This is a genomic window from Marinococcus salis (assembly GCF_054971365.1).
The window spans coordinates 223,596-239,918 of the sequence record NZ_JBQOJB010000004.1 but is presented as its reverse complement, the minus strand read 5'-3'; the positions used below and the strand labels follow the sequence as shown (position 1 = coordinate 239,918).

At 47.0% G+C, this 16,323-nt stretch carries 18 protein-coding genes; 11 read left to right on the top strand and 7 right to left on the bottom strand.

From position 1 onward, the window contains the following. Positions 1–115 precede the first annotated feature (115 nt). Positions 116–379, bottom strand: a complete 264-nt coding sequence (locus ACTTK6_RS06060) for a hypothetical protein (RefSeq protein WP_079476030.1) — start codon at positions 377–379, stop codon at positions 116–118. A gap of 165 nt (positions 380–544) precedes the next feature. Here ACTTK6_RS06060 and ACTTK6_RS06055 point away from each other — a divergent pair, with 165 nt between their 5' ends. The 3 genes from ACTTK6_RS06055 to ACTTK6_RS06045 all read left to right on the top strand — a co-directional run bounded on the left by ACTTK6_RS06055 (position 545) and on the right by ACTTK6_RS06045 (position 3,510). Then, positions 545–1,657, top strand: coding sequence for a mechanosensitive ion channel family protein (locus tag ACTTK6_RS06055; RefSeq protein ID WP_462832942.1), 1,113 nt, complete (start codon positions 545–547; stop codon positions 1,655–1,657). A gap of 92 nt (positions 1,658–1,749) precedes the next feature. Next, positions 1,750–2,145 (top strand): HPr family phosphocarrier protein, encoded by a 396-nt coding sequence (locus ACTTK6_RS06050; protein ID WP_462832941.1) that lies wholly within the window; start codon positions 1,750–1,752, stop codon positions 2,143–2,145. A 186-nt stretch (positions 2,146–2,331) separates the two neighbouring features. Further along, positions 2,332–3,510, top strand: a complete 1,179-nt coding sequence (locus tag ACTTK6_RS06045) for an MFS transporter (RefSeq protein WP_079476033.1) — start codon at positions 2,332–2,334, stop codon at positions 3,508–3,510. Here the strand turns inward: ACTTK6_RS06045 and rraA are convergent. Further along, a complete protein-coding gene (rraA, locus tag ACTTK6_RS06040) occupies positions 3,507–3,980 on the bottom strand; it encodes a ribonuclease E activity regulator RraA (protein ID WP_462832940.1) in 474 nt (157 codons plus the stop codon). The two genes, ACTTK6_RS06045 and rraA, sit on opposite strands and share 4 nt — an antisense overlap. A 149-nt stretch (positions 3,981–4,129) precedes the next feature. On the opposite strand from rraA, the gene dapD reads away from it, so the two are divergent. The 3 genes from dapD to ACTTK6_RS06025 all read left to right on the top strand — a co-directional run bounded on the left by dapD (position 4,130) and on the right by ACTTK6_RS06025 (position 7,269). Further along, positions 4,130–4,843, top strand: coding sequence for a 2,3,4,5-tetrahydropyridine-2,6-dicarboxylate N-acetyltransferase (dapD, locus tag ACTTK6_RS06035; protein ID WP_079476035.1), 714 nt, complete (start codon positions 4,130–4,132; stop codon positions 4,841–4,843). A 96-nt stretch (positions 4,844–4,939) separates the two neighbouring features. Then, the gene (locus ACTTK6_RS06030; protein ID WP_079476036.1) at positions 4,940–6,151 is read left to right on the top strand and encodes an aspartate aminotransferase family protein; all 1,212 of its coding nucleotides are present in this window, start codon (positions 4,940–4,942) and stop codon (positions 6,149–6,151) included. Further along, the gene (locus ACTTK6_RS06025; protein ID WP_462832939.1) at positions 6,151–7,269 is read left to right on the top strand and encodes an N-acetyldiaminopimelate deacetylase; all 1,119 of its coding nucleotides are present in this window, start codon (positions 6,151–6,153) and stop codon (positions 7,267–7,269) included. Before ACTTK6_RS06030 ends, ACTTK6_RS06025 begins: the two co-directional genes overlap by 1 nt. Positions 7,270–7,314: 45 nt before the next feature. Here the strand turns inward: ACTTK6_RS06025 and ACTTK6_RS06020 are convergent, their stop codons facing one another. Then, positions 7,315–8,145, bottom strand: a complete 831-nt coding sequence (locus ACTTK6_RS06020) for a mechanosensitive ion channel family protein (protein WP_462832938.1) — start codon at positions 8,143–8,145, stop codon at positions 7,315–7,317. A 196-nt stretch (positions 8,146–8,341) separates the two neighbouring features. Here ACTTK6_RS06020 and ACTTK6_RS06015 point away from each other — a divergent pair, with 196 nt between their 5' ends. The 3 genes from ACTTK6_RS06015 (at position 8,342) to ACTTK6_RS06005 (ending at position 10,960) form a co-directional block, all read left to right on the top strand. Continuing rightward, positions 8,342–8,893, top strand: coding sequence for a peroxiredoxin (locus ACTTK6_RS06015; protein WP_079476039.1), 552 nt, complete (start codon positions 8,342–8,344; stop codon positions 8,891–8,893). 91 nt (positions 8,894–8,984) lie between these two features. Continuing rightward, positions 8,985–9,650: a potassium channel family protein gene (locus ACTTK6_RS06010; RefSeq protein WP_079476040.1), complete on the top strand. Its 666-nt coding sequence runs from the start codon at positions 8,985–8,987 to the stop codon at positions 9,648–9,650. 116 nt (positions 9,651–9,766) lie between these two features. Then, entirely contained in the window at positions 9,767–10,960 is a 1,194-nt protein-coding gene (locus ACTTK6_RS06005; RefSeq protein ID WP_462832937.1) for a cation:proton antiporter, read from the top strand. A 92-nt stretch (positions 10,961–11,052) separates the two neighbouring features. Here ACTTK6_RS06005 and ACTTK6_RS06000 read toward each other — a convergent pair whose 3' ends face one another. Next, a complete protein-coding gene (locus ACTTK6_RS06000; RefSeq protein ID WP_094907834.1) occupies positions 11,053–11,490 on the bottom strand; it encodes an OsmC family protein in 438 nt (145 codons plus the stop codon). Positions 11,491–11,639: 149 nt separating this feature from the next. On the opposite strand from ACTTK6_RS06000, the gene ACTTK6_RS05995 reads away from it, so the two are divergent. Continuing rightward, entirely contained in the window at positions 11,640–12,125 is a 486-nt protein-coding gene (locus ACTTK6_RS05995) for an SRPBCC family protein (RefSeq protein WP_079476042.1), read from the top strand. A 71-nt stretch (positions 12,126–12,196) separates the two neighbouring features. After that, positions 12,197–13,261, top strand: coding sequence for an undecaprenyldiphospho-muramoylpentapeptide beta-N-acetylglucosaminyltransferase (locus ACTTK6_RS05990; RefSeq protein ID WP_462832936.1), 1,065 nt, complete (start codon positions 12,197–12,199; stop codon positions 13,259–13,261). Between the two features lie 41 nt (positions 13,262–13,302). Here ACTTK6_RS05990 and ACTTK6_RS05985 read toward each other — a convergent pair whose 3' ends face one another. The 3 genes from ACTTK6_RS05985 to ACTTK6_RS05975 all read right to left on the bottom strand — a co-directional run bounded on the left by ACTTK6_RS05985 (position 13,303) and on the right by ACTTK6_RS05975 (position 16,247). After that, the gene (locus tag ACTTK6_RS05985; RefSeq protein WP_462832935.1) at positions 13,303–14,250 is read right to left on the bottom strand and encodes an ABC transporter substrate-binding protein; all 948 of its coding nucleotides are present in this window, start codon (positions 14,248–14,250) and stop codon (positions 13,303–13,305) included. Positions 14,251–14,366: 116 nt separating this feature from the next. Further along, a complete protein-coding gene (gene rnjA, locus ACTTK6_RS05980) occupies positions 14,367–16,034 on the bottom strand; it encodes a ribonuclease J1 (protein WP_079476044.1) in 1,668 nt (555 codons plus the stop codon). A gap of 3 nt (positions 16,035–16,037) precedes the next feature. After that, on the bottom strand, positions 16,038–16,247 hold the full coding sequence (locus ACTTK6_RS05975) for a DNA-dependent RNA polymerase subunit epsilon (RefSeq protein ID WP_079476045.1): 210 nt from the start codon (positions 16,245–16,247) through the stop codon (positions 16,038–16,040). Positions 16,248–16,323 lie beyond the last annotated feature (76 nt).

The following is a 16,323-nucleotide window of genomic DNA, read 5'->3' as shown; positions in this document are numbered from 1 at the left end:
GGTTGGATGATATTGGATATAATTTCCAATATTTACTTCTATGACCAACATTTGTTTTCAAACCTGCAACTTAAAAGGTATATCTATTCACTTCCATTAAAATGAAAAAAGTAAATTATTTTCCTTTTTGCTGTTTTTCTCTCCGCTGCTGAAGGAATAGAAATAAGCAGAAGGCAAGCATGCCCAAGCTGAGATTGGAAAGAATAAAGCCGAGCGGTCCTTGATTAAAAATACCAAGAGACAGTGCCCCGAAAAAAGTGATGTATGTAATTCCGAGAAGCGGCAGGCTGCGGTCGGTAACTTTCTGCATTAACCGCGCAAATTGGTACACAAGCGTATTTACAGCGAATCCAATTAGCAGTAAAATAAGTAAATTCATGCGACTATCTGAACCTTTCTTTGTGTTGATGTCTTTTTCCGGTTTATATGCTACCATACCTTGGGTTTAAAAGATATCTGCATCACACGAACAGAGACAGCCGGCAGAAAGCTGGTAATGACGGCACCGAGATAGAGAGAATGGGATAAAGGTGGAGGGATGTTCATGCAGGCATATGCAGATTTTTGGATGGAATGGCAGACACGTATTGTGGAGCTGCCCTGGATTGATATAGGAGTAGCTGTTCTTATTGCGCTTCTCGTGTTTGCTTTTCGGAAACTATTTACGACATACATTTTTCGTTTTATTTTAAGGATGACCCATCAATCAAGATCGCAGCTGTTCACTAATATTTTAGTGTCATTTGAACGCCCGATTCGTATGTTTTTCGCCGTAGTCGGTATATACTTAGCGCTGTTGTACCTGCCAATACCGTGGGATTCGATGACGATTATCAATCGCCTGTACGGCTCTATTTTAATTGTGCTCGTAGCCTGGGGGACATACAAGCTGCTGAATACGTCTTCGATGCTTTTCAATCCAATGATTAAACGGCTCGAAGGCAAAGAAGATAATATGCTGGTGCCATTTCTATCACGGGTGATCCGGATTATTATCGTAGCGCTCGCGTTCACCATTATTCTTTCCTCCTGGGGCTTTAATATTAACGGGTTTGTTGCCGGGCTCGGCCTTGGTGGACTCGCCTTCGCTCTAGCTGCCCAGGACATGGTGGCCAACTTCATCGGCGGCATTATCATTGTGGTGGAGCGTCCGTTTAAACGTGGAGACTGGATCTATACCCCGACGGTAGAGGGGATTGTAGAAGACATTTCATTCCGGAGTACGAAGGTACGTACATTTGCTGACTCGATTGTTATTGTGCCAAACAACACGCTTGCGCACGAGGCGATTACGAACTGGAGTGAAATGCGCAAGCGCGAAATTAATATGACGCTTGGCATTGAATACCAGACCCCGCGGGAGCAGGTGCTGCAGCTGCGGGAACGCCTCGAGGAGATGCTGAACAGCCGGGAGGACATTGATAAAGAATTAATCCTGGTGCAGTTTAAGGAATTTAATAGTTCGTCTCTGGACCTGTGGGTGTACTGCTTCACAAAAACGACCGCGTTTTTGGAATGGGCGGAAATAAAGGAAGAGCTGAACCTGGAAATCATTCGTATTCTTCAGGAAGAAGGGGTCCAGTTCGCTTATCCAACGCAGTCTATTTATATTGAAAAAACCCCTGAAGAAAATTATCACATGTCCGACAATAATTAAGCTGGATACATGGTTGGCAAATAGAACGTACATGTTATAATAATAATGTTTGTCAGAAGGAATTTGTACGTAAAAAGGAGCCGATGCATTCGATGGAACGAGTGGAAACATTCGTATTAACCAGAGGGCTGAATGCCAGTCAAGTATTGTCATTTGTGCATGAATTGGAAACATTTAAAGCAGATGTATTTTTCGAAAAACGAAGAACTTCCGCCAATGGAAAAAGCGTACTCGGCATGATGTCTTTGTTTACAAGCATTAGACTTGGGGATAAAGTGGAGCTCAAGGTTTACGGAGAAGAAAAAGATGCGGTTGCCGCGGTGGCAGCCGGATATCTCGGAGAAGCAGCGGAGTACGAGCATAATAATGGCTATTGGGAAGACGAAGCAGCAGAGCATGTAGAACGTGCGATGGCTGGCTGCATGACTCATTGGAATCCTAATGTGCGAAATATCGCGCGTTCGTATCTTAAAACGACACGCAGTTAATAGGAAGACCCGGTGCCGGAAGAAGGCGGCCGGGTCTTCAGCTGTATTAGAAGCCGCTTGCTAATCCCCTGGACAATAAAAGCGTATAACAGGCCAAATAGGGTAAAGTAGAAAAGGAATAATTTCCATGTACTGGTTGTATGATACAAGCAGTAATATCGAATGTGACGAAAGGAGGAAGGCATTATGATTGACCGGCATACCGGAACATTTTGGCGGGCATCCATTGCTCTTGGGCTTGCCTCTCTGCTCATCTTTGCCAATATGTATTATCCGCAGCCGCTGCTTCCATTATTTACAGGAGAATTCAACGTTAGCGAAGCAACAGCAAGCTTTGTGGTTTCACTGTCGCTGCTGATGCTTGGGATAAGCTTCTTTTTTATCAGTGCAATATCTGATGCTAAGGGAAGAAGGAAAATCATCGTGTATGCAATGATCTGGGGAACGATAGCAACGCTTCTTATTCCGTTTGCGGGGTCGTTTTGGCTGCTTTTGCTGTTGCGGATGATACAGGCAGTCGGGCTGGCCGGCATTCCTATTGCGGCGATGTCCTATATCGGGGAGGAATTTACCCCGAGGGCCATGACAGTAGCGATGGGCTTTTATGTGAGCGCGAACAGTCTTGGCGGCATGGGGGGAAGAGTAATGAGCGGCGTGCTTGCTGATTGGTTCGACTGGCGGACAGCTTATTTTTTTATGGCTGGGGCAAGTGTGCTGCTCGCCGTGCTCGTCATTCTGCTGCTTCCTGCTTCGAAAAATTTCAAACCGAAGCCGCTGGAGTGGAGCGATACATGGAAAAACGCCCTGTTTCATCTTAGAGATCCGGTCCAACGGCTGGCTTATATTATCGGCGGACTGAATTTTTTCGTGTTTATTGGCACATTTAACTTTATCACGTACCGGTTGGACGGAGATCCTTTTTTCGTTAGTACAGCGGTCCTTGGACTGTTGTTTCTAACATACGGGGCAGGCACGTTCAGTTCAAGTCTTGCCGGAGAGTTGACGCAGCGCTTTAAACAGACGGACTGTATGCAGACCGGCATTCTAATTATGGCCGGCGGTCTGCTGCTGTCGCTTGTACCGCAGCTTTGGGTGGTTATTGCATCGCTTGCTGTACTGAGTTTTGGTTTTTTCTTTGCTCATTCCACGTCGAGCTCCTGGGTGACAAAAAACGCCAAAAAAGCCCGGGCGAGTGCCTCGGGACTTTATTTGACGTCTTATTATCTGGGCGGAAGCCTGAGCAGTATTTATTTTGGACTACTATGGCCCGCAGCCGGCTGGATAGGTGTCATTGCCGGCGGTCTGCTCCTGTTAATAGTCACACTTACAAGCGTGCGTCGTCTGATGCCAGCGGAAGCAGGCTAGCTTTTGGCAGGAAGAAGCACAATGCCGTCGCTGTCGGCATAGACGTAGTCTCCGGGCGTCCAGGTGACGTCGGCAAAGTCGACTGGAATAGAACGCTCGCCGCGTCCTTCCTTGACGGACTTTCGCGGGTTGGTAAAGCGGGAGAACACACGGACATCCATTTCGCGCAGCTCGTCACTGTCGCGGATGGCGCCGTTCACGATAATGCCTGCGAGCCCGCGATTGACAGCGATTTCTGCCAGGTTGTCCCCGAACAGGGCGCGCCGGGAGGAACCGCCTCCGTCAACGACAAGAATGCTGCCGGCTGGAATATCGCCAAGCGCCTGTTCGACAAGTACGTTATCTTCAAATACCCGTACAGTTTCTATTGGTCCTTCAAAGGAACGTGCCGGTCCGTGTGATAAAAACGGCTCGTTGGCGACAAAAACCTCGTTTCCATATTCATCACAGATATCAGCTGTTCTACCCATATGTATGCCTCCTTTTATTAATTTCATTGTAAGGCTTTCCCAAACGAAAGAAAATAGCAGGAGAACAGAAAAAAGATGGAACTATCATTTTGCTTTCAAAGGGCGATATGATAATCTAGGAAAGAGAAATTTGAAGGAGGATGTAAAACATGAATCAAATGGACGCAAATGAAATTATTCAGTTTATTTCAGATAGTAAAAAATCCACCCCGGTTAAAGTACATATTACCGGTGAATTGGACGCTATCGGATTTGGAAATGAAACGAAGCGGTTTATTACAGGCAACACCGGCGTATTGTTCGGTGAATGGGAAGATATTAAAGAAGGCATCGAAGCGAATGCAGACAAAATTGAAGATTTTGTTGTAGAAAATGACCGCAGAAACAGCGCAATCCCGATGCTTGATTTGAAAGACATCGAAGCACGCATTGAGCCGGGTGCGATCATCCGCGACCAGGTGGAAATCGGTAAAGGCGCGGTTATCATGATGGGCGCAAGCATCAATATCGGTTCAGTTGTTGGAGAAGGCACAATGATTGATATGAACGTTGTCATGGGCGGCCGTGCCACCGTGGGTAACAACTGCCATATCGGTGCAGGGTCCGTTCTTGCCGGGGTCATCGAGCCGCCATCCGCGCAGCCGGTCGTTGTCGAAGACGGTGTAGTGGTTGGTGCCAACTGCGTCATCCTTGAAGGAGTTACTGTCGGAGAAGGTGCAGTCGTAGCGGCCGGTGCCGTAGTAACAGAAGACGTGCCGGCAAACACGGTTGTTGCCGGTACTCCTGCACGTGTCATCAAAGAAATTGATGATCAGACAAAAGGAAAAACAGAAATTAAACAGGAACTGCGCCGCTTAAAATAACAATGCAACAATGTAATGTAACGGTGAAAGGCTGCCTTTTGGGACGGGTTCCAAAAGGGGCCTTTCTTTTTCATTTATGCGAAAGGGGCAAACAGCATGAACTGGCTTGAAAAAGACCAGCACTATATAATGTCTACGTACCAGCGTCTTCCGATTGTCGTAGAAAAAGGAGAAGGCAACTATTTATACGACAGCGAACAAAACAAATATCTCGACCTATTTACCGGCCTGGCCGTTAATATTGTCGGCCACTCCCATCCCTATCTGCTCAAAAAGCTGAAGGAGCAGGCAGACCAGTTTCTGCATATTTCCAATATGTTTATTAACAAACCGGCGGTGCGCCTGGCGGAACGGCTGATTGAGCTCAGTATTCCGGGAAAAGTGTTTTTTGCAAACTCCGGGGCGGAAGCTACTGAAGCAGCGGTCAAGCTTGTTCATAAGTGGGGAAGCAGCCAGGAAACGCCCAAAAAAGGCATTGCCGTTCTGGAAAAAAGTTTTCATGGCCGGACACTGGGCGTTATCCAGCTGACACGCCAACCCGGGATTTATCAGGATTTCCCGGCGGCGGATTATCCCGTGTATGAAGTAGAGGCAGAAAACCTGGAAGCGCTCGAAGAAGTGCTCAGGACGAAGCAGCCGGCAGCGTTTTTATTCGAACCAATTTTAGGATCAGGCGGCATTCAGCCGGTTTCTCCTTCTTTTATGGAGAAAGCAAAAGCCCTTTGTGAAAAATACAATGTGCTGTTTATCGTAGATGAAATACAGACCGGCATCGGCCGTACTGGCACATTTTTCGCTTATGAACGGGCAGATATTACGCCGGACGTCATTTTGTTTGCTAAAGGCATCGGCGGCGGCCTTCCACTTGGGGGCCTGATTGCTGGAGAGCACGTGCAGGAAGTTTTCCACCCCGGCGATCACGGGACGACCTTTGGGCCTTCACCGCTCAGCGCCGCGATGGGCAACGCCGTACTCGACGTCCTGTATGATCAAAAAGAATTGGAACAAGGGCGTGAACGGGCTGAATATTTATGGCAGCGCCTGGAAGACTGGAAGAAGGAAAGCGAAGGGTTTGTGCAGGAAATCCGGGGCCTCGGCATGATGATTGGAGTGGTGCTGGATGCTGACGCAGTTTTTGTAAAAGCTCTGCAGGAAAAGCTGCTCGCGAAAGGGTTCATGTTTAATATTACCCAGCAGCGGATTATCCGCCTTCTGCCGCCTTTAACCCTCGAGCACGCTGAAGTGGACGCCTTCATTGAAACTCTCGCTGAAGAAATGAATGCCTTAAAAGAAAGGAGTCTGCAGTAATGACCACCCTCGATTTAACCAGGGTACGCCGTGACCTGCACCGCATTCCGGAGCCGGGATTTAAAGAATTTAAAACGCAGCAGTACCTGCTCGAAGCGATTCGTACTCTGCCGCAGGAGCACCTTACGTATAAAACCTGGCAGACTGGGATCCTCGTCCGTATCGAAGGCTCAAATCCGGAAAAAACCGTCGGCTACCGTACAGATATGGACGGTCTTCCGGTGACAGAACAATCGGGTCTGGATTTTCCGTCCGAGCATGAAGGAATGATGCACGCCTGCGGGCACGACATGCATATGACCATCGCGCTCGGGATATTACAAAACCTTACGGAGCACCAGCCAGTCCAAAACGTGGTGATACTGTTTCAGCCGGCAGAGGAAGGGCCCGGTGGTGCAGAACCGATGCTCAGGTCAGAGGAATTTAAGGCATGGAAGCCGGATGAAATTTATGCGCTCCATATTGCCCCGGAGCACCCGGTGGGCACGGTTGCGACGAAGCCGGGGGTGCTGTTTGCTAACACTTCGGAATTATTTATTGACATCCGCGGCAAAGGCGGCCATGCGGCACGTCCCCATCAGACAGAGGACATGGTGGTGGCGGCAAGTCACTTTGTGACACAGCTTCAGTCGATCGTAGCCAGAAATATTGATCCGCTTGATTCGGCCGTCGTCACGGTCGGGACCATTGAAGCAGGCACCAAGCAGAACATTATTGCGGAATCCGCCCGGGTGGAAGGGACGATCCGGACATTTTCGATGGATAACATGAAGCTGATTAAAGAACGAATCAGCGGCATGCTGAAAGGAATCGAAGCCTCCTTCCATTGTGAAACAGGGGTGGATTGGGGAGCGAATTACTGCCAGGTGTATAATGATGAAGCAAAAACAGCGGAGCTGACGGCGTTTGCAGAGAGCCACGGGGAGGTCAACTTTGTGGAGAGCTGGGAAGCAATGACTGGAGAAGACTTTGGCTATTTTCTCCGGGACATCCCCGGGACGATGGTCTGGCTCGGGGTGGACACGCGGTACGGACTGCATGATAACCGGATCAGTCCTTCCGAAAAAGCAATGGACACAGCAGTAGAGTTTTTTACTGATTTTTTATGCAGTCGGTGATTTAAAAAACGGCGGGGGCTCTGAAAGCCTCCGCCGTTTTTTGATTTACGCTTCTTTGCTGACGTTTACCTGGTGAGGGTAAGGGATTTCGATATTGTGGGCATCAAGATCTTCCTTGCAGGCCTTCAAAAGCTCCCGCTGCATGGCCCACTGCATCATATTCTCTGTTTTAGCGATAATTCGGATGGTTACTTCGGAAGAGCCAAGGGCGTTTACTCCCACAACATCAGGACCTTCTTTAAAAGCCCCCTGTTCTTCTGCGACGCGGTTGCAGGCTCCCTGGATAACAGCGATTGCTTTATCTACATTTTCTTCATAAGCAATGCCAATATCAACAATTGCCTGCATGTTACCTCGTGAATAGTTGCTGACAACGCTGATCTCCCGGTTCGGAACAAAGTGAAGCGTGCCATCGAAACTGCGAACCTGAGTTGTGCGCAGGCCGACTTCTTCGACGATCCCATCTATACCTGCGATAGCGATGTAATCCTCGACGTCAATCTGCTTTTCGAGCAAAATAAAAAAGCCGGTAACTACGTCGCTCACAAGGCCCTGGGCCCCGAAGCCGATCGCAAGGCCAACGATCCCGGCACTTGCGATCAGCGGAGCAATATCAAGATCAAACAGCCCTAAAGTAATAGTGATTACCATAAACAATAAAATGTAAGTAAAGATGCTGATAGCGAGCCTTGAAAGGGTCTTGACCCTGCCCGGATGCATATTCCGCTGCTTTTCCATGCGGTTAAAGGCGCGGTGAATAATTTTGCTCCCGATGGCCCGTACGATAATATAGCCGATAAGCACACCGACTAACTGCACAATTAAAATAATGGCAGCTGCCCAGAAGACTCCGTCATTAAATGATTCCATATTCATGTCCTACCACTCCTCCGCCTGTAGTTTCCATTTTAACCCGATTAGTATAACATAACCGGTCCAGCCAAAAAATATGCAATAGTAATGAATTAAACTGCCATAAAACGAGGTTTGGAGCATTCCGTTGACTTTGAAATTAGCGGTCCATATAATGAAGAATAGAATGCAGGAGCGTACTATTAAAGGAGTGGAATGCATGAGTGAAAAGCGTATGGTTGCAAAGCAGGCTCCACGCTTTGAGATGAATGCTGTGATGCCGGACACCTCGTTTGGCACAGTGAGTCTTGAACAATTAATGAAAGAAGATAAATGGACGGTGCTTTTTTTCTACCCGATGGATTTCACTCACATCTGCCCAACAGAAATCACGACGATGAGTGACCATTACGAGGAGTTTGAAGAACTCGATACAGAAATTATCGGCGTTTCGACGGATACGATCCATTCACATAAAGCCTGGATTAACATGGCGCGGGAAAACAATGGACTTGAACAGCTGAAGTTTCCGCTTGCAGCTGATACAAACCACCGGGTAAGCCGGGACTACGGCGTGTTGATTGAAGAAGAAGGAGTGGCGCTGCGGGGATTGTATATTATTAACCCGTACGGGGAACTGCAGTACTCAATGGTTCACCACAATGATGTCGGACGTGACGTGGATGAAGTACTGCGTGTACTGCAGGCCCTGCAGATGGGAGGCATGTGCCCGGCAAACTGGAAGCCGGGACAGGACACGCTCAATCCCTGAGGATTTGGGCAGACAGGTATGTTGAACACAGTCTGGCTCCGTAGGGCCGCCGGGGCAGCTGAGGGACTTGAGAAGAATAGGGGAGAACGGGATGAAGAAACAGTTTGCAGTCATTGGTCTTGGCCGATTCGGGGGCAGTATATGTAACGCCCTGGCAGATGAAGGAATGGATGTGCTTGCTATTGATTCCAATGAGTACCGGGTCAATGAATTCGCCCAGGTTGTCACCCAGGCAGTCATTGCGGACGGTATGGATGAAAAGGCGCTGAGGGGTCTTGGAATTCGTAATTTTGATAACGTCATTGTAGCTATCGGCGACAATATTCAGGCAAGCATTATGACTACTATTGTGCTTGATGAAATCGGCGTCAAGCATATTACGGTAAAAGCCCAGAATGACTACCACGAAAAAGTACTGCGGCGGATTGGTGCCCATGAAGTTATTCATCCGGAGCGGGATATCGGTGTCCGGGTGGCACACAGCATCGTGTCTAAAAGTGTCCTCGATTACCTGGAGCTTTCCGAAGATTACAGCATCGTGGAGCTTGAAGCCGGACAGCTGCTTGATGGCAAATCACTTCTTGATTTAGATATACGTGAAACGTATGAATGTAACGTACTTGCCATTAAACGCGGGGAGGACGTTCATGTGTCGCCACGCCCCGAGGTGGACATCAGTGAAGGAGATATTCTGATTATCGTCGGCGCGGATGGTGATATTGCAAGGCTGGAAGCCCGATGGATCGATGACAATTAAATAAGACTCGCCCCCTTCCGTAATGTAAATACGGAAGGGCTTTTTAGTTTTAAGCTGCCAGATAAGGGTAAATAAGGATGTTGGACACATATATTTATAAATAGGAGGTGTGCTGGTTGCTGTTGTACGCATCGCTGCTTGTTATACTGTTAGCTCTCGGGCTGATCGTTTATATCTTTGATGTTAAAAGCAACTATTTCCCGGTCCCGATGGTGCTTTTGTTTATTGGCCTAGGGCTTTCATTTATTCCTGTTTTCAACAGGCTGGGCCTGAATCATGACATCATCTTTGATCTGCTGCTGCCAGCGCTCCTGTTTGTGCCAGCCTACAGTTTTTCCATTCGTTCATTAAAGAAAAATTTCTGGCCGATTGCTACATTAGGAACGCTCGGACTTATGGCTACGGTGTTTTTAATGGCAGTGCTCATATATTTCGTAGGGGCTCCGGCCGCCGGACTTTCATTTGTGGCGGCATTTTTGATTGCTTCCATACTCACACCGACCGACCCGGTGTCCGTTACAGCTATTCTCGAAAATGTTTTCGGAGACTCGGATATTCCGAAAGTTGTGGAAGGGGAATCGATGATCAATGACGGTACAAGTGTAGTGCTATTCAGCATTGCTTCCTCCATGTTTTTATACAACGAAGCCTTTTCTTTATTTTCGTTTCTAGGTGAATTTCTGCTTGTTTCGCTTGGCGGTGTGGCCGTTGGTGTGGCAGGGGGATGGATGGTCACTAAGGCAGTCCATGTCATGCACAACCATGTGTACCAGGTAATACTCAGTATCGTTCTTGCCTACGGCGGTTTTTACATTGCGGAAGGATTGGGGGCCTCCGGAGTACTGGCGACAGTTTCGGCAGGCATTATGCTTTCCCGGGCTTTTCAGCAGTCTGCACAAGAAGAAGAGCTTCATTCTTATTTGGACGGCTTTTGGAAAGTGGTAGAGCCGGTTATATTATCGCTGCTCTTTTTGTTGATCGGCATTCAATCGGCAGGATACCTTGCATTTGGGCACTGGCTGCTGGCAATTGGAGTATTTATTATTTCGTTGATCGTCCGCTTCATTGTATTGGGAGGTTTTCTAAAATTTTCTCCCCATATCAAAGAACGGTTTCAATGGTCGTCGGTGTTTATGATGACCTGGTCAGGACTGAAGGGGACCGTGTCTGTGGCCCTGCTGTTAAGTATTGAAACCCAGTCAAGCAGCAGTGCAAATTTAGTCGTGTCCCTGACATTTGCTGCTATCCTGCTTTCCCTTGTCATTCAAAGTCTCGGCGTCTATCCGCTGGCGAAAAAGTTTTCCTCCTAAGAATCTGCGGCTTAGCTGATCAACAAAGAATGAATATGTATAATTAAAAACACGTCCGGAGACATTCGCCGGGCGTGTTTTATTTTCCGCTGTTAAGCTTTGCTCCAATCCGCGTTCATTTCCACGCCGGCGGCGTTAAGAGTAGTAAATACGGGACACCGGGCATCCACTTTTTCCTGAAGTTCCTGGATGCGTTCTTCGCTTTCAGATGTCTCCACCTTTGCTTTTACTGAAACGGTCTGAAAATACGGGCGCACATCGGGGTTTCCCATCATGCCTTCCGAATCGATATTTCCACTTACCTGAAACGAAATACCCTGCAGGTCAAAATCCATTTCCTTTGCCACAAAATTGGCTACTGCATTCTCGCAGCCGGCAAGAGAGGAGAGCAGGGCGGACAGAGGATCCATACCCTGATTGTGTCCACCAAGATTTTCAGGTTCATCGATCGTGATTTTGTGAGTACCCGTAGAAAGATCTGTTTGAAAGTTCTTTGCCTTTCCTTCTACGTTAAATTCCATGTTGGCCATATTTTTCACTCCTTTGATTAGAACTACTGGGATATACCCGCGCCCCTATTATAATAAACAGGAACAGCCTGAAAATATGGAAGTCGCGTTTTTTCAGCTTTCATTTAGGGAATGAGTTTGAAAAGCAAAGTGTAAAGGAGAAATCGATTATGGCAAAATACAGCAGAATCATTGCTCAGGCAGGATGCCACATTCATCATGCAGAGCCCGCACAGGTATACGAAGCTTGGACTAACCCCGAACTGATGAAAACTTGGATGTTCCCCTCAGGAGAAAGCCGGGAATCTGAAGCAGAGGCCAATGTCACAGAGGGCGGTGCATGGAGCGTTGTGAACGAAAGCCAGGAGGAGACGTACCGTGCTTACGGAGAATACTTAAAAATCGATCCGCCGGAACGAATTGAAAAAACACTCGTTCGAAAAGAAACAGGCGGACAGGATGAAAAAATCAAGGTGGAAATCAACTCTATTTTGAATGGAAGCCAAGTGATTGTTACCCAGGACGTAGTTTTTCTTCATCATGAGCAGCTGCATCCAAAAACAGTAGAAGAACATTTAAGAGAGCAAAGACGGCAGACGGAAAAATATTGGCATGAAATGTTTTCCTTATTATCGAAACAACTTACACCTTCGTAAGCGTATGATATTATAAAAGGCGTGAGAACCATAATCTCATAAACTGGAAGAAGTATAGGATGATGAGGGAAATGCTGAAAAAAATCGTATTCACCGGCGGCGGTTCCGCCGGTCATGTTACTCCGAACATTGCCGTGATGAACGAACTGAACCAAAACGATTGGGATATTTATTACGTGGGCTCCAAAGAAGGTATTGAAAAAGAGCTGGTCGAACACAAAGGCATTCCGTATCATGCCATTAGCTCAGGTAAACTGCGTCGTTACATAGACTGGCAGAACATTACTGATATTTTTCGGGTAGTAAAAGGATGTTTGGAAGCCCGGAAATACTTAAAAAAGGTCAAACCGAACGTAGTATTTTCCAAAGGCGGCTTTGTGACCGTGCCGGTTATTATCGCGGCCAAAACGTTGAATATTCCTGTCATTATTCACGAAAGTGATATTACCCCGGGCCTTGCCAATAGAATCGCCCAACGGTTTGCTACAAAAATATTTACTTCGTTTGATGAAGCAACAACCCATTTTCCGCCGGGAAAAGCGAAAGCTCTTGGCTCTCCGGTGCGAAAAGAGATTACCCGGGGAGACAAAAAAAGAGGGATGGAATTCCTTCAATTTGAGGAGTCCCGGCCGGTACTAACCGTTATGGGAGGCAGTCTTGGAGCGAGAAAAATTAATGAAACAATTCGGGCGGCACTGCCGCGCCTGACTGAAAATTACCAGGTAGTGCACCTTTGTGGTAAAGGTCATACAGATGAAACCCTAAAAGACCAGCCCGGCTACCGTCAGTTTGAATACGTTAATGAAGAGCTGCCTGATGTACTTGCAGCAACTGATACGATCGTTACACGCGGCGGCTCCAACTCTATTTTTGAGTTCTTAACCCTTCATCTGCCTATGCTGATCGTGCCGTTAACGCGTGCTCAGAGCAGGGGAGACCAGATTCTGAATGCTGAATCCTTTCAGGAAAAAGGGTATGCAGCCGTTCTAGAAGAAGAGCAGCTTAACGAAGACACGCTGCATGACGCCCTGCAGAGCATTGAAGAAAATCGAAACGATACAATCGCCCAGATGAAAACGTACATGGCGGAAAACCCGTTGGATCTTATTATCAAAGAACTTTATGTATATCATTAACTAAACGCCCTCCGTGTTCATCCGGAGGGCGTTTTTCTGTTTCATTGCTCAGAAAGCTTGTCGGCGATTAAATCGATTTGTTCGTTCACAGAAATCGGATCATATGGATAATATGTATCAAAATCAAGGAAGTAAAACTGATCGTTTTGTACAGCGTCCAGATTGGCCCATACATCAGATTCCTGGATTTTTTCTTTGCTTTCACCAGTGCTTTCAGGGTCATAGGTAGTCATAAACATGTGGTCAGCAGAGTAGTCCTTGAGTACTTCCATTGAAATCTCCTGGGCGTTTCCCCCCATAACTTCCTCCTGAATTTTTTCGGGAGGACTTAAATCAAGAGCATTATAGATAGCCTGACCCCCGCGTCCGCCATTTGCGCCGAAAACATAAAGTTCATCATTGTTAGTGAGCTCGTAGATTCCAAAGGTATCGCCTTCATCGATAGTTCCTTTAATACGTTCTTTTGCCTCCGAAGCAGTTGTTTCAATGGTTTCTTTAAAATTTTCTGCCTCCGTCTGGTTATTTGTCAATTCTCCGAAGGTATCAAGCGTTTCCTGAACATTCGTGTCGGGATTGTATGGAATATAAACCGTCGGTGCGATCTCTGACAGCTGTTCATAATTCTCATCGTACATAACAACGATTAGATCCGGATCGAGCTCGAGCACTTCCTCGGGATTGAGGGGGGCACCGACGTCTTCAGCGCCGCTCAGCTGTTCTTTAAGAAAAGGATTGGAAAACGCATCCGGCCCGGTGCCGGAGACGTCAGCCCCCACTGAAAGCAGCTCTCCGGCATAGTAATCGGTCACGATGGTTTCAGGTTCCGAGGGAATAGTGACTTCGCCTTTTTCCGTTTCATATGCTCTGGTTTCTTTTCCGCTATCTGAATTATTATCGGAAGAATTGCCCTCTCCGCTGCTGCAGGAAGCAAGCAATGCCAGTCCAGCCGTAAAAATAGTCAAGCGTCCAACAATCGCATGTAAATACATAAAAATCCTCCTGTTTAAATGATAATGATTTTCAATATCATCATTGTAACTGAAGGAGAATGAAAAATCTACACAAAAAACCTCCACAGTATATGCGGAGGCAGCAAGAAAATGGATTACACTTCCATAATTATAGGAAGGATCATTGGGCGCCGTTTTGTACGCTCGTATAAATAAGGCGCCAGGTTGTCAATAATTTCTGATTTAATCTCAGACCATTGACTTGTTTTTCGTTTCATTACTTCATCGAGATGCCTGCTTAATGTTTTCTGGGCATCATTTATTAAATCTCCGGATTCACGCATATAAACGAACCCGCGTGAAATTAAATCAGGGCCAGCTGAGACTTTAAAGTTTTTCATATCGATGCTTACGACGACCACCACGAGACCTTCTTCAGATAAAATGCGGCGATCGCGGAGTACAATGTTTCCGATGTCTCCAATTCCATGGCCGTCGACGTAAACAGCACCAGAAGGCACCTTGCCTACGACAGAAGCACTGTCTCTAGTGAGAGCGAGCACTTCGCCGTTTTCCATGATAAATGAATTTTCGAGTGGTACACCGCAGTCCTTTGCAAGCCGGGAATGCATTTTCAGCATCCGGTACTCCCCGTGGATCGGCATAAAATATTTCGGGCGCATCAAACGAAGCATAAGCATCTGCTCCTGCTGGCTCCCGTGACCCGAGGTGTGAATATTATTCAGCGAACCATGGATAACACGGGCGCCGGCCCGGTACAGCTGGTTAATAATTTTGTGCACAGAAGTCGTGTTTCCTGGAATAGGAGAACTTGAAAACACAACAGTGTCCCCGGGAATAATCTGGATTTGCCTATGCGTCCCATGGGCCACGCGGGAGAGGGCTGCCATAGGCTCTCCCTGGCTCCCGGTACATAAAATAGCTGCCTGGTCATCGGGAAGTTTATTTAGCTGCGAAGGCTCCACAAATGTCCCTTTGGGCGCATTGATATAACCCAGCTCCTGGCCGATGGTAATGGAAGCTTCCATACTGCGTCCAAAAACGGCGATTTTACGTCCATCTTTGACAGCAGCGTCAACAGCCTTCTGGAGACGATAAATATTAGAGGCAAATGTAGCAAAAATAATTCTTCCTTTGGCCTGTCGGAAGATGGAATGAATATTATCCCCGACTTTTCGTTCCGAAACGGTAAATCCGGGGACTTCTGCATTTGTGCTATCGGAAAGCAAGCAGAGAACGCCTTTTTCACCGATCTCAGCCATTTTGGCTAAATTGGCCGGCTCTCCCACCGGGGTGAAATCAAACTTGAAATCCCCTGTATGCACCACATTTCCTTCAGGAGTATGAACGTTGATACCGAGTGAATCAGGGATGCTGTGGGTGGTCCGGAAAAAGTCTACTTTTAAATGGTTGAAAGCAACAGGCTGGTCTTCCTGTATAGTGTTTAGTTTTGCTTTTCGCAAAAGCCCGCGTTCTTCGAGCTTTCCTTTTAACAGGCCAATAGCCAATGGCCCCCCGTATATAGGGACATTTAATTCTTTTAGCAGAAAAGGCACACCGCCGATATGGTCTTCGTGCCCGTGGGTAATAAAGACGCCTTTAATTTTTTCTTTGTTCCGAACAAGGTAGGTGTAATCGGGAATAACGTAGTCAATGCCAAGCAGGTCATCCTCAGGGAACATGATCCCGGCGTCAATAACGATGATTTCATCCTGGTATTGAACAACATACGTGTTTTTGCCGATTTCGCCTAACCCGCCCAGGGCAAAAACTGCAACTTGATTTTGTTTTATTTGTTTCATACGTTATAAATTCTCCACTTGGAAGTCTTCGGATCTTTTTTCGAATTCAAGCTGCTTATCAGTGAGCTCCTGAACGAATTCAATGTTGAATTGTTTATCGGCAAGTTTGCGGCGGACTTCCCGCTCTGATTCTGCTTCTACGTATAGTGAATGGGTGTTCTCCCGTACAGGAGCTTCTGTAAAATTATTTTGGTAAAAAACTTTGAAAATCATCGTAAATATCTCTCCTTCTTGAAATGTAAATGCGGCGTATATAACTGCTTTAGAAAAAATGGTTTTTTGGCATAAA